General features: G+C 54.4%; 15 protein-coding genes. 6 read left to right on the forward strand and 9 right to left on the reverse strand.

The window, feature by feature from the left end; translation table 11 throughout:
- Positions 1-56: 56 nt before the first annotated feature.
- Both tyrA and aroF read right to left on the reverse strand, forming a co-directional pair.
- Positions 57-1,178: a bifunctional chorismate mutase/prephenate dehydrogenase gene (tyrA, locus tag F0320_RS16360; RefSeq protein WP_126329447.1), complete on the reverse strand. Its 1,122-nt coding sequence runs from the start codon at positions 1,176-1,178 to the stop codon at positions 57-59.
- Positions 1,179-1,188: 10 nt separating this feature from the next.
- Positions 1,189-2,259 (reverse strand): 3-deoxy-7-phosphoheptulonate synthase AroF, encoded by a 1,071-nt coding sequence (gene aroF, locus F0320_RS16365; RefSeq protein WP_126329449.1) that lies wholly within the window; start codon positions 2,257-2,259, stop codon positions 1,189-1,191.
- A 214-nt stretch (positions 2,260-2,473) separates the two neighbouring features.
- Between aroF and F0320_RS16370 the strand changes: the two genes are divergently transcribed.
- The 4 genes from F0320_RS16370 to F0320_RS16385 all read left to right on the forward strand — a co-directional run bounded on the left by F0320_RS16370 (position 2,474) and on the right by F0320_RS16385 (position 5,248).
- Positions 2,474-2,848, forward strand: a complete 375-nt coding sequence (locus F0320_RS16370) for a DUF2799 domain-containing protein (protein WP_047174748.1) — start codon at positions 2,474-2,476, stop codon at positions 2,846-2,848.
- A 137-nt stretch (positions 2,849-2,985) separates the two neighbouring features.
- Positions 2,986-3,537, forward strand: a complete 552-nt coding sequence (locus F0320_RS16375; RefSeq protein ID WP_185807255.1) for a YfiR family protein — start codon at positions 2,986-2,988, stop codon at positions 3,535-3,537.
- A complete protein-coding gene (dgcN, locus tag F0320_RS16380) occupies positions 3,530-4,750 on the forward strand; it encodes a diguanylate cyclase DgcN (RefSeq protein ID WP_149323916.1) in 1,221 nt (406 codons plus the stop codon). Before F0320_RS16375 ends, dgcN begins: the two co-directional genes overlap by 8 nt.
- A 12-nt stretch (positions 4,751-4,762) precedes the next feature.
- Complete coding sequence (locus F0320_RS16385; RefSeq protein ID WP_126329455.1) at positions 4,763-5,248, forward strand: OmpA family protein; 486 nt, start codon at positions 4,763-4,765, stop codon at positions 5,246-5,248.
- A 2-nt stretch (positions 5,249-5,250) separates the two neighbouring features.
- Here F0320_RS16385 and F0320_RS16390 read toward each other — a convergent pair whose 3' ends face one another.
- From F0320_RS16390 to ffh, 7 genes are all read right to left on the reverse strand, one after another.
- A complete protein-coding gene (locus F0320_RS16390) occupies positions 5,251-6,621 on the reverse strand; it encodes a PepSY-associated TM helix domain-containing protein (protein WP_126329457.1) in 1,371 nt (456 codons plus the stop codon).
- 38 nt (positions 6,622-6,659) lie between these two features.
- Positions 6,660-7,064: a DUF2946 domain-containing protein gene (locus tag F0320_RS16395; RefSeq protein ID WP_149323915.1), complete on the reverse strand. Its 405-nt coding sequence runs from the start codon at positions 7,062-7,064 to the stop codon at positions 6,660-6,662.
- A gap of 132 nt (positions 7,065-7,196) precedes the next feature.
- Positions 7,197-7,544: a 50S ribosomal protein L19 gene (rplS, locus tag F0320_RS16400; protein WP_002914145.1), complete on the reverse strand. Its 348-nt coding sequence runs from the start codon at positions 7,542-7,544 to the stop codon at positions 7,197-7,199.
- A 43-nt stretch (positions 7,545-7,587) separates the two neighbouring features.
- On the reverse strand, positions 7,588-8,355 hold the full coding sequence (gene trmD, locus F0320_RS16405; RefSeq protein ID WP_014832949.1) for a tRNA (guanosine(37)-N1)-methyltransferase TrmD: 768 nt from the start codon (positions 8,353-8,355) through the stop codon (positions 7,588-7,590).
- A 31-nt stretch (positions 8,356-8,386) separates the two neighbouring features.
- Positions 8,387-8,926: a ribosome maturation factor RimM gene (gene rimM, locus F0320_RS16410; RefSeq protein ID WP_029741020.1), complete on the reverse strand. Its 540-nt coding sequence runs from the start codon at positions 8,924-8,926 to the stop codon at positions 8,387-8,389.
- A gap of 15 nt (positions 8,927-8,941) precedes the next feature.
- Complete coding sequence (gene rpsP, locus F0320_RS16415; RefSeq protein ID WP_003863133.1) at positions 8,942-9,190, reverse strand: 30S ribosomal protein S16; 249 nt, start codon at positions 9,188-9,190, stop codon at positions 8,942-8,944.
- A gap of 116 nt (positions 9,191-9,306) precedes the next feature.
- Positions 9,307-10,668 (reverse strand): signal recognition particle protein, encoded by a 1,362-nt coding sequence (gene ffh / locus F0320_RS16420; RefSeq protein WP_014884878.1) that lies wholly within the window; start codon positions 10,666-10,668, stop codon positions 9,307-9,309.
- A gap of 166 nt (positions 10,669-10,834) precedes the next feature.
- Here ffh and F0320_RS16425 point away from each other — a divergent pair, with 166 nt between their 5' ends.
- Positions 10,835-11,626, forward strand: coding sequence for a cytochrome C assembly family protein (locus tag F0320_RS16425; protein WP_014884879.1), 792 nt, complete (start codon positions 10,835-10,837; stop codon positions 11,624-11,626).
- A 19-nt stretch (positions 11,627-11,645) separates the two neighbouring features.
- Positions 11,646-12,932: an HlyC/CorC family transporter gene (locus F0320_RS16430; RefSeq protein WP_025759264.1), complete on the forward strand. Its 1,287-nt coding sequence runs from the start codon at positions 11,646-11,648 to the stop codon at positions 12,930-12,932.
- The last annotated feature ends 14 nt before the right edge of the window (positions 12,933-12,946 follow it).

The following is a 12,946-nucleotide window of genomic DNA, read 5'->3' on the forward strand; positions in this document are numbered from 1 at the left end:
GTTCCCCAAAATAAAAAAAGCCAGCATTGCTGGCTTTCAGTATATACATCATCGCATTACTGGCGACTGTCATTTGCCTGGCGCAACAGCGTCCGGCTCTCACTCTGGAAACGCTGCGCGTAATCGCCAAACCAGTGCTCGACCTTGCGGAAGCTGTCGATAAACGCCTGCTTGTCTCCGTGCTCCAGCAGCGTAATGGCTTCGCCAAAACGCTGATAGTAGCGCTTGATGAGCGCCAGGTTGTTCTCGGAGGACATAATAATGTCCGCATAAAGCTGCGGATCCTGAGCAAACAGGCGCCCGACCATCGCCAGCTCCAGACGATAGATAGGTGAAGAGAGCGCCAGAAGCTGTTCAAGCTGCACATTCTCTTCTGCCAGATGCAGACCGTAGGCAAACGTCGCAAAGTGGCGCAACGCCTGAATAAACGCCATGTTCTGATCGTGCTCAACCGCGCTAATGCGGTGCAGTCGCGCGCCCCATACCTGAATCTGTTCCAGGAACCACTGATAGGCTTCCGGCTGACGACCGTCGCAGTAAACCACCACCTGCTTAGCCAGGCTGCCGCTGTCCGGGCCAAACATCGGGTGCAGACCCAGCACCGGGCCCGTATGCGCAGCCAGCATCGCCTGCAGCGGACCATTTTTGACGGAGGCCAGATCCACCAGAATGCAATCTTTCGGTAAAGGAGGAAGCTTCCCGATGCTCTGCTCCGTCACGTGGATCGGTACGCTGACGATAACCATCCCGGCATCTTTCATGAGTTCCGGAGCATGCGCCCAGTCCTCTTTTTCCAGAATGCGCACCTGATATCCAGAAAGCGTCAGCATTTTTTCAAACAGACGCCCCATTTGACCAGCCCCGCCGACAATCACCACCGGCCGCAGGGACGGGCAGAGGGTTTTAAAGCCCTTGTCGTTTTCGCTGGAATAGGATTCCCGCATCACGCGACGCAGAACATCTTCAATTAAATCAGGCGAAACGCCCAGCGTCTGGGCCTCTTTGCGACGAGAGGCCAGCATTGAGGCTTCGCGCTCCGGGACGTAAATCGGCAGGCCGTATTTGCTTTTCACCTCACCGACTTCGGCTACCAGCGCCATGCGGCGCGCCAGCAGTTCCAGCAGCGCCTTATCCACTTCATCAATTTGATCGCGCAGTGCGGTCAATTCAGCAACCATAACTAACCTCTTAAGCCAGACGCGTCGCCAGCTGGCCGTTCAAATCTTTGTGGATCTCACGCAGCAGCGCATCGGTGGTTTCCCAGTTGATGCAAGCATCCGTCACGGAGACGCCGTGCTTCATTGCGCTACGCGGTTGTTCAGATGACTGATTGCCTTCATGAATATTGCTCTCAATCATCAGACCAATAATCGAACGGTTGCCATCTTTGATCTGTGCGACCACGGATTCCGCAACCGCAGGCTGGCGACGGTAATCTTTATTCGAATTACCATGACTGCAATCTACCATCAGTGCCGGGCGCAGTCCCGCCTGCTCCATCTCTTTTTCACACTGCGCCACGTCCGCCGGGCTGTAGTTCGGTGCTTTCCCGCCGCGCAGGATAACATGGCCGTCCGGGTTACCCTGCGTTTGCAGGAGGCAGACCTGGCCCGCCTGGTTGATACCGACGAAACGGTGCGGCATCGCAGCAGCGCGCATGGCGTTGATCGCCGTCGCCAGGCTGCCATCGGTACCGTTTTTAAAGCCAACCGGCATTGACAGGCCAGACGCCATCTCGCGGTGGGTTTGCGATTCCGTGGTTCGCGCGCCAATCGCCGACCAGCTGAACAGATCGCCCAGGTACTGCGGGCTGTTAGGGTCCAGCGCTTCGGTTGCCAGCGGCAGCCCCATGCTGACCAGCTCCACCAGCAGGCGACGCGCAATCTTCAGGCCTGCTTCCACGTCAAACGAGCCATCCATGTGCGGATCGTTAATCAACCCTTTCCAGCCGACGGTCGTACGTGGCTTCTCAAAATAGACGCGCATCACCAGATAGAGGCTATCGCTGACCTCCTCCGCTAACGCTTTAAATCGACGAGCATATTCAATGGCGGTTTCAGGATCGTGAATGGAGCAAGGACCGCATACCACCAGCAGGCGCGGATCGCGGCCGGCGATAATGTCAGAAATGGTCTGGCGAGAGTGCTCGATCTGAGCCTCCTGCGCGACGCTCAGCGGAAATTCCGCTTTCAGTTGATCCGGAGTGATTAACACCTGTTCGTCAGTGATATGTACGTTGTTCAGCGCGTCTTTTTGCATGATGGCGATCCTGTAAAGCTCGTTTGCGATAGTTGTATTCCTCAATGAGGTGAAACCACGATACCATAAAAAGTAAACATTTCAATCCAAAATACGTACACATTACTTTACAAGCGCCAATTTAATGCAAAAATCAGCCGATAAAAACGTAAACTTTAAATTACACACAGATTTTCTTTAGCCAGGCTATGCTGAAGAAAAAAGGAGAATGGCTATGCGTTCAATTGCTCTCGCGCTGTTGTCGCTGTTTTTAACGGGCTGTCAGATCAATCCTTACACCTTCCAGCCCGACTGGACCAGCCCATCCTGGTTTGATGCAGGTAAAGAAGACGCCATGAATGGCCTGCCGGTTAAAGATAACCAGGCCCTGGCCGATAGTTTTAACGACACACAGGTTGATCGTAGCGAATATCTTCGCGGCTATGCTGACGGTCAGAAGAAAGTCTGCGAAGAAGGGTTTATTCACGCCTGGGGATTAGCCGGCAAATCTTTCCCTGCCAGTTGCGATACAGCCGAAAACGCGGCAAAACTGCGTGCGTCATGGCAGCAAGGGATGGATGAAAGTATGCGCTCCAGCAGACTGAATTAATCTATTTTCATCCACCGGAAAATAAACAACAGTAGGATTTAGCTTAGGTCGGCCTCATGCTATTTCTGACATAATGACGGCCCTGATAAACAATGGTATTCTGCCCGCAACTCTTAAAGACATCTATTTCCGGAGCGATGTGGCGGATTCTGGTGAGAAATTTATTCTTGATCTCTTTTTTCCGACTCTCTCTGGTGTTAATGCTGTTCCTTATGGTGGGCCCTGCTGCGGCAGGCACGCTTTCGGAGACGGATAAATCGGTGCGCTCGATTGTCTCAGGTATTGTGAGCTATACGCGATGGCCGTCACTTTCCGGGCAGCCTAAACTCTGCATCTACGCCACTTCTCACTATACGCACGCCCTCAGCGGCGATGAGGGGCATAACGAGTTACCTTATACGCCAGTTATTGTACGTAACGATCGGGAAGCCCTGGCCGCGACGTGCGATGCGATCTATTTCGGGTCTGAATCACCGGCAAAACAACTTGAATTAATAAGCCAATATCAGGGCAGAGCGTTGCTATTAATCTCAGAGCAAAATCCGGAATGTGTAATTGGCAGTGCCTTTTGCCTGATAATCGATCGCGGCCAGGTACGGTTTGCTGTCAACCTGGATGCATTAACTCGCAGTGGCGTAAGAGTCAATCCGGATGTATTAATGCTGGCACGGAATAAGCAGCATGGATAAAGATTTCACTTCAACGCCACGTCCGACGTTTAAAAGAACGTTGAGGCGAAACAGCATGATAAGCGTCATCATCACGATGACGTTAATATGGCTGCTGCTCTGTTTTGCTTCCGTCGTGACGTTAAAACAATACGCGCAAAAGAATCTCGAATTAACCGGCGCAACAATGAGCCACAGCCTGGAAGCCTCGCTGGTGTTCAACGACTCGCTGGCGGCCAACGAAACGCTGGCTGCGCTGGGCAAACAGGGGCAGTTTGCCGTGGCCGAGGTCATTAACGCGCATAAAAAGCGGTTTGCCTACTGGTCCTGGAACCCGGAGGACAACAACGACACGCTGGGTGCACTGGTCAGCCGCTGGCTTTTCCCCGTACCGGTTGCGCAGCCCATCATGCATAACGGCGCAACGATCGGCGAAATTCGCCTTACCGCGCGTGACAGCCTGATCGGCCATTTCATCTGGATGTCGTTTGCCGTACTGACCGGCTGCATTCTCTTTGCCGCCGTGGTCGTGCTCATCATTACCCAGTCTTTGCATCACGGGATGGTCACGGCCCTGCAGAACATTACCGACGTCGTGCATGACGTACGCACGAACCGCAACTTCTCCCGGCGGGTGAAAGACGGCCGTATCGAAGAGTTTCACCAGTTTGGCGAGGACTTCAACAGCCTTCTGGATGAAATGGAAGAGTGGCAACTGAAACTTCAGGCCAAAAATGCCCAGCTGTTGCGTACCGCCATGCACGACCCGCTTACCGGTCTTGCCAACCGCGCGGCGTTTCGTAACAGCATTTCGGCCTTAATGAATGACCATTCTGCCAAAACAAACTCGGCCCTGCTCTTCCTCGACGGTGATAATTTTAAGTTTATTAACGACACCTGGGGACACGCGGCAGGAGACTGCGTGCTGATAGAAGTCGCCAGCAGAATGATGGAGTTTGGCGATAAACGTCATCAGGCATACCGCCTTGGCGGTGATGAATTTGCCATGGTGCTCTACGGCGTTCACTCTGAGCTTGAGGTTCAACACATTTGTGCTGCGCTTTCGCAGCAGTTTATCCGTCCGTTTGATCTTCATAACGGACAAAAAGCATCGATGTCACTCAGCATTGGCTTTGCTCTGGCGTGGGAAAATGCTTCTGTGGAAGCATTACTGGAGAGGGCTGACCGCAACATGTACCAGGTGAAAAACCAGCGTACGAAAACAATAAGTTAGAAAGGATACACTATGTTAAAACGTTACTTCGCGCCGATAGTACTGGCCTCACTGGTTCTGGCAGGCTGCCAGTCGCCGCCGGAAGGCAAATTCACTCCTGAGCAAATTACGGCGATGAAGTCTTACGGTTTTAACGAACTGAACGGTGACTGGTCACTTGGCATGTCGGACACCATCCTGTTTGATAAAAATGACGCCAGGCTGCGCCCGGAAAGTGAAAAGCAAATCCAGTCCATGGCCTCTCGTCTGGCGGAAACCGGCCTGAACCACGCGCGGATGGACGGTCACACGGATAATTACGGTGAAGAACGCTACAACGAAGCGCTGTCGTTAAAACGCGCCAACGCCGTAGCCGATGCCTGGGCGAAGGGAGCCAATATCCCGCGCAGCAATCTCACCACGCGGGGGTTAGGTCAAAAATACCCGGTTGCGAGCAACAGCACTCCGCAAGGGCGCGCTGAAAACCGCCGCGTTGCAGTGGTGATCAGCACGCCATAGGGTTATTTAGCGGATGATTCGGCGAGCGTCACCCTGGTTGCCGCTCGCCAGCGCAGCCAGTCCACCAGAACAAACAGCGCCAGACTCATGCCCATGACCGGCAAGGCCAGCCCCAGCAGTATGCTGATTACCACCGTAACCCCTCTTCCCCATCCTGACAGCGCCAGCCAGCTCTGACAAAGCGTCTGTACCGGACTCACTGCCGACCGTGCCGGACGACGCATCCACCACATCCGGTAACCCCAAATGATGAGCACGCACAGGGCGAGGCCGAACGCCACCAGCAGCAGCTGATTCACCAGCCCGAATAAGATCCCCATATGGAAATCCACGCCCCAGCGGGTCAGTTTTGCCATTAACGGGAAATCCTCGAAACGGGTTCTGTCCAGGACCTGCATCGTCGAAGGATCAACCGCAACGGCGTCCACCTGAGTCGGCCAGCTGCGATCGATTTCCGTCACGGTCCAGGCGCTATCCGCCGTTTTTGCCGGGCGGATCTCCAGCCTGTTGGCATCAATTCCTGCGTTACGGGCCGCGCTTAATACTCCGTCAAACTGCGTCAGATCCATCGCCATTTCCGGCATCATCATGCCGCCGTGATGGCCACGGTGTTCGGCGTACTCATCCACGATCTCCTGTTGGCCGGAAAGCGTCGTGTTCACCTGCGGGGTAAGCCAGTTCATCTCTGCCCGCAGCTTATCAACGTTCCCGCCTGCCCATTGAGACCAGGTCAGGCCGGTTGCTGAGAACAACAGCATTCCGCCCAGCAGACTCCAGCCCAGCGTCACGTGCATGCGACGACGATTCTGGAAGCGATTATTGATCCGCCGTTTGGGCCGGGTATAAAACCACAGGGCAATACCGCCCAGCGCGGCGACCCACATCCACGAGGCCGCAAGCTCGCTGTAAAGGCGCCCAATGTTGCCCAGCATCAGGGACGTATGCAGGTAATCAATGGTCTGACGCAGGGGTAAAATCCCGCTGGTGCCGTATACCGTCAGATCTCCCAGCACCGCCAGGCTCACCGGATCGATAAAGATAGCCCGGTTCTCCGATGGCCCAAGTTTCGGGTCAGCAAACATCACGCGGGTGGTTTCACCCTCAACCAGCCCCGGACGCACGGCGTGCAAACGTAAATCTGATCCAACGGTTTTTTCCGCCACGGCGATTTGTTCCGCCAGAAGCTGCGGCTCGCCCACGGAATCCGTGTGGAGCGCGTGCCGGTAGAGTGCGTTTTCCAGCTGCGGAGTCGCCACATACAGCGTACCGGTCAGCGCGGCAAAGAAGATAAACGGGCCGACAAAAAGCCCGACGTAGAAATGGAGGCGACGCAGCAGGTTTCCCCATGCCGCGCGCGGAGTGCAGGTAGTCATACTTTTCCTTTTTAAGGCAAAAAGTTATCGATTAATTTTTAAAGGGAAAAAGCAGACTGCCGCGGCGGCGCGCGGGTATCAGGATAAAGCCAGGGGAAAAAGTGCCAGTGGTTGACCGCCCGGCGCGGCGGCTTAACGCGAAGCCTCTGAAGCATCACGCAGAGCAGGACGATCAGCGCCAGCATCACGCCAGGGACATGCGCTAACAGCACGCAGTAGCCGCACGCTTCCGCATGGTCGACAGGCATCGTATGCGGCATATCGCCCTGATGCTCGTCCATCGACATCATGCTCATATCATGATGCATACCCGGCATCGCGCTCATGGGATCTTTCTGCAATGAGACGGAGATCAGCGGCGCCACCACGATCAGCAGGATCGCAAACAGCGCGGTCAAGGCCGCTGCGCGTTTCCGGTCAGGCTGATGCAGTACGTTATCCACTTCACCTCCATTCAAGAGGCAAGCATTGTAAATGATTTATGACAAAAGGGTTAACGCGAGAGGTGCGCAGGGATAAAAAAAGGGCCAGCCTTTCGGCCAGCCCTTTCTAACAGGATGTCGCTTAAGCGAATCTTAGTTCAGACGCTCTTTAATACGAGCAGACTTACCAGTACGCTCACGCAGGTAGTACAGTTTAGCTTTACGTACAGCACCACGACGTTTAACAGCAATGCTGTCAACTACCGGAGAGTGAGTCTGGAAGACACGCTCAACGCCTTCGCCGTTGGAAATTTTACGAACAGTGAATGCAGAGTGCAGACCGCGGTTACGAATAGCGATAACCACGCCCTCGAATGCCTGCAGACGTTTTTTGGAACCTTCAACAACCCATACTTTCACTTCCACGGTGTCACCTGGACGGAAGGAAGGTACGTCCTGCTTCATCTGCTCTTGTTCAAGTTGCTTAATAATGTTGCTCATAATTTAATCTCTTATCCTGGGTAAACTGATATTCGGGAGCGTATTACGCATTCCCATCATGTTCATGCTGCTGGTGCGCGTGTTCTGTTTTGAACTCGGCCAGCAACTTTGCTTGCTCTTCAGTCAGAGCCAGGTTTTCCAGAAGTTCAGGTCTTCTAAGCCAGGTTCGGCCCAGCGACTGCTTCAAACGCCAGCGACGTATCTCGGCATGGTTTCCAGACAGTAACACCGCCGGTACTTCCATCCCTTCTAACACTTCAGGACGAGTATAGTGTGGACAGTCCAGCAACCCATCGGCAAAGGAATCTTCCGTTGCCGAAGCTTCATGGCCCAGAACCCCCGGAATGAACCGGGCGACGGAGTCAATCAGCGTCATTGCCGGTAACTCACCACCGCTGAGAACGTAATCGCCGATAGACCATTCTTCGTCAATCTCGGTTTGAATTACGCGCTCATCTATCCCTTCGTAGCGACCACAGACCAGAATCAGCTTTTGATTCGTCGCCAGTTCGCTCACGCCCGCTTGATCAAGCTTGCGTCCCTGAGGTGACAGATAAATCACCTTTGCGCCTTCACCTGCCGCGGCTTTTGCTGTGTGAATGGCGTCCCGTAAGGGTTGCACCATCATTAGCATCCCCGGTCCGCCGCCGTAAGGACGATCGTCCACGGTACGGTGCCGGTCATGAGTAAAGTCACGAGGACTCCAGCTCTGGATGCTCAGCAGGCCATTCTTTACTGCCCGGCCAGTTACCCCGTAATCGGTAATCGCGCGGAACATTTCAGGAAACAGGCTAATTATGCCAATCCACATAGCGCCGTCTTTTACCGTTTATCCGGAGAATTTAAAAACCAGGATCCCAATCTACTTCAATGGTTTGAGTAGTGAGATCGACTTTCTTGATAACCTGTCCATCGAGGAACGGAACCAACCGCTCCTTGATGCCAAATGCATCTTTCAGGTTTGCCTTAATGACGAGAACGTCATTTGACCCGGTTTCCATCATATCGATGACTTTCCCCAGGCTGTAGCCTTCAGTGGTCACTACCTGGCAACCCATAAGGTCTTTCCAGTAATAGTCGCCCTCTTCCAGCTGTGGCAACTGCGACGAATCCACGACAATTTCACAATTAGTCAGCGCATTCGCGGCATCACGATCGTCAACGCCTTTCAGCTTGATGATGATGTCCTGATTGTGGTGACGCCAGCTTTCCAGCTCGACCTCTTCCCACTTACCGCCTTTCTGGATAAACCAGGGCTGGTAATCAAAAATGCTATCAGCGTCTTCAGTGGAGGAAAACACTCTGAGCCAACCACGGATACCGTAGCAAGAACCCATTTTTCCCAATACGATCGGTTCAACAGGTGCTTTATTGCTCATCATGACCACCGTGACAGATTAAGCTGCTTTGTTTGCTGCTTTGATCAGCGTAGCAACGCGATCGGAAACAGTAGCGCCCTGGCCAACCCAGTGAGCGATACGATCCAGATCCAGACGAGTTTCTTCTTCTGCGCCAGCGGCCAGTGGGTTGAAGAAACCAACGCGCTCGATGAAGCGACCGTTGCGTGCATTACGGCTGTCAGTCACAACAACCTGGTAGAACGGACGCTTTTTAGCGCCGTGACGAGCTAAACGAATAGTTACCATAACATCCTCTTGTGTGAATAAAACAACCGGGCCCCATCGAGGAACGGAGCCCGGGTGTCATATTAAAAGCCCGAAAATTTTACTCATTTTCGGGCAAAAAGCAATCTCAAAAGCGATTAACGCCCTGGAAAACCGGGTGGCATCATGCCTTTCATGCCGCGCATCATCTTCGCCATGCCGCCTTTCTTCATTTTCTTCATCATGCGCTGCATGTCGTCGAACTGTTTCAGAAGGCGGTTAACGTCCTGCACCTGCATGCCGCAACCGGCCGCGATGCGGCGTTTACGGGAACCTTTGATGATGTCCGGGTTAGCGCGCTCTTTAAGGGTCATCGAGTTGATGATCGCCTCCATACGCACCAGCACCTTGTCATCCATCTGCGCTTTTACGTTGTCAGGGATCTGGCCCATGCCAGGCAGTTTGCCCATCAGGCTGGCCATGCCGCCCATGTTTTTCATCTGGCGCAGCTGCTCAAGGAAATCGGTGAGATCGAAACCGTCACCTTTTTTCAGCTTGCTGGCCAGCTTCTCGGCCTGCGCGCGGTCAACCTTGCTCTCGATATCTTCGATCAGCGACAGCACGTCGCCCATGCCGAGGATACGGGAGGCAATACGATCCGGGTGGAACGGCTCGAGCGCTTCAGTTTTCTCGCCCACCCCGAGGAACTTAATCGGCTTACCGGTGATGTGACGAATGGAGAGCGCCGCACCGCCGCGGGCGTCACCGTCCACTTTGGTCAGCACCACGCCGGTTAACGGCAGCGCTTCGTTAAACGCTTTTGCGGTATTCGCCGCATCCTGACCGGTCATGGCATCGACAACGAACAGGGTCTCTACCGGGTTGATAGAGGCATGCACCTGCTTGATCTCGTCCATCATCGCTTCGTCAACGTGCAGACGACCGGCGGTATCCACCAGCAGCACGTCGTAGAATTTCAGCTTCGCTTCTTTCAGCGCCGCGTTAACGATGTCGACAGGCTTCTGCGCCACGTCGGACGGGAAGAAATCTACCCCGACCTGCTCGGCCAGAGTTTCCAGCTGTTTGATCGCCGCCGGGCGATAGACGTCCGCAGAGACCACCAGCACTTTTTTCTTGTGCTTTTCACGCAGGAATTTACCCAGCTTACCGACGCTGGTCGTTTTACCCGCACCCTGCAGGCCCGCCATCAGCACCACGGCCGGCGGCTGAGCCGCCAGGTTAAGCACCTGGTTCTCTTCGCCCATCGCCGAAACCAGTTCATTACGAACGATTTTGACGAACTCCTGACCCGGAGTCAGGCTCTTGTTAACTTCATGACCAACCGCTTTCTCTTTTACGCGGTTGATAAAATCACGAACAACCGGCAACGCGACGTCTGCTTCCAGCAGTGCCATGCGCACTTCGCGCAGCGTTTCCTTGATGTTCTCTTCAGTAAGGCGTCCGCGGCCGCTGATGTTGCGCAGCGTGCGCGACAAACGATCGGTTAAATTATCAAACATTGTCTCTCGCCTGAGTAGAAACGTTGGGCCGCCATGGGCGACACATACACAGAATTTTGCCGGAGTATAACATGAAGGCGCCTTTGTTGTTATGCAACGGTTGGAGCAGGCGTCACGTAACGTTATACTGCTTCTCTTTCTTATTAAGACAACTGTCGATGCCTATATGCCTGTTTTCGCACTGATCGCCCTTGTTGCCTACTCTGTCAGCCTCGCGCTGATCGTTCCCGGCCTGCTGCAAAAAAACAGCGGCTGGCGGCGCATGGCTATTCTTTCCGCGGTAATCGCACTGATTAGCCACGCGTTTGCGCTGGAATCACGCATCATTCCCGGCGACGGCAGCGTGCAAAACCTGAGCGTCCTCAACGTCGGCTCGCTGGTCAGCCTGATGATCTGTACGGTAATGACCATCGTCGCGTCTAAAAATCGCGGCTGGCTGCTGCTGCCGATTGTCTATACCTTCGCGCTGATCAATCTGGCCCTCGCCACCTTTATGCCTAATGAATTCATTACGCATCTGGAGGCGACGCCGGGGATGCTGGTGCATATCGGCCTGTCGCTCTTTGCCTACGCGACGCTGATCATCGCCGCGCTTTACGCCATGCAGCTCGCCTGGATTGACTACCAGCTGAAAAACAAAAAGCTGGCGTTTAACCATGAAATGCCGCCGCTGATGGTCATTGAGCGTAAGATGTTCCACATCACCCAGGTGGGCGTGGTGCTGCTGACGCTGACGCTCTGCACGGGCCTGTTTTACATGAAGAACCTGTTCAGCGTGGAGAATATCGATAAAGCGGTGCTCTCCATCATCGCGTGGTTTGTCTATATTGTCCTGTTATGGGGCCATTATCATGAAGGCTGGCGCGGTCGTCGCGTGGTCTGGTTCAACGTCGCGGGTGCGGGCATTCTCACGCTTGCCTATTTTGGCAGCCGCTTCATACAGCAATTTGCTGGCTAAGTAACAAAAGGAGTTCCCCCTGGAACACATCTCTACCACCACGCTGATCGTTATCCTGATCGTCATGGTGGTCATCTCCGCCTATTTCTCCGGCTCGGAAACCGGCATGATGACCTTAAACCGCTACCGGTTACGTCATCGTGCTAAACAGGGTAACCGTGCCGCCCGTCGCGTTGAAAAACTGCTCCGCAAGCCGGATCGCCTGATAAGCCTGGTGCTCATCGGCAACAACCTTGTCAACATTCTTGCCTCCGCCCTCGGCACTATTGTCGGGATGCGCCTGTACGGCAACGCCGGGGTGGCGATTGCTACCGGCGTGCTGACGTTCGTGGTGCTGGTGTTTGCCGAAGTGCTGCCGAAAACCATCGCCGCGCTTTACCCTGAGAAAGTCGCCTACCCGAGCAGCTTCCTGCTGGCACCGCTGCAGATCCTGATGATGCCCCTGGTCTGGCTGCTGAACATGGTGACGCGCGTCCTGATGCGGATGGTGGGAATCAAAGCCGATGTCACCATCAGCAGCGCGCTCAGCAAAGAGGAGCTGCGCACCATCGTGAATGAATCCCGCTCGCAGATCTCCCGACGCAATCAGGACATGCTCCTGTCGGTGCTGGATCTGGAAAAGGTGAGCGTGAACGATATCATGGTGCCGCGTAACGAAATCGTCGGTATCGACATCAATGACGACTGGAAAGCCATCGTCCGCCAGCTGACGCACTCCCCACACGGACGCATTGTGCTCTATCGCGACTCGCTTGATGACGCCATCAGCATGCTGCGCGTGCGCGAAGCCTACCGTCTGATGACCGAGAAAAAAGAGTTCACCAAAGAGGTGATGCTGCGCGCCGCCGACGAGATTTACTACGTGCCGGAAGGAACCCCGCTCAGCACGCAGCTGGTGAAATTCCAGCGAAACAAGAAGAAGGTCGGCCTGGTGGTGAATGAGTACGGCGACATTCAGGGGCTGGTGACGGTCGAAGATATTCTGGAAGAGATTGTCGGAGACTTTACCACGTCAATGTCGCCTTCCCTCGCGGAAGAGGTCACCCCGCAAAACGACGGCTCGGTGCTGATTGACGGTAGCGCGAACATTCGTGAACTCAACAAAGCCTTTAACTGGCATTTGCCGGAAGATGAGGCTCGGACCATTAACGGGATGATTCTGGAAGCGCTGGAAGAGATCCCGGCGGCGGGCACGCGGGTGCGCATTGAGCAGTACGATATTGATATCCTGGACGTGCAGGACAACATGATTAAGCAGGTGAAAGTCCTGCCCGTTAAACCCCTGCGCGAAAGCATCGCGGAGTAAGGCTGTAGGCCGGG

It is taken from the genome of Enterobacter dykesii (genome assembly GCF_008364625.2).
In the GTDB taxonomy this organism is placed as follows: domain Bacteria; phylum Pseudomonadota; class Gammaproteobacteria; order Enterobacterales; family Enterobacteriaceae; genus Enterobacter; species Enterobacter dykesii.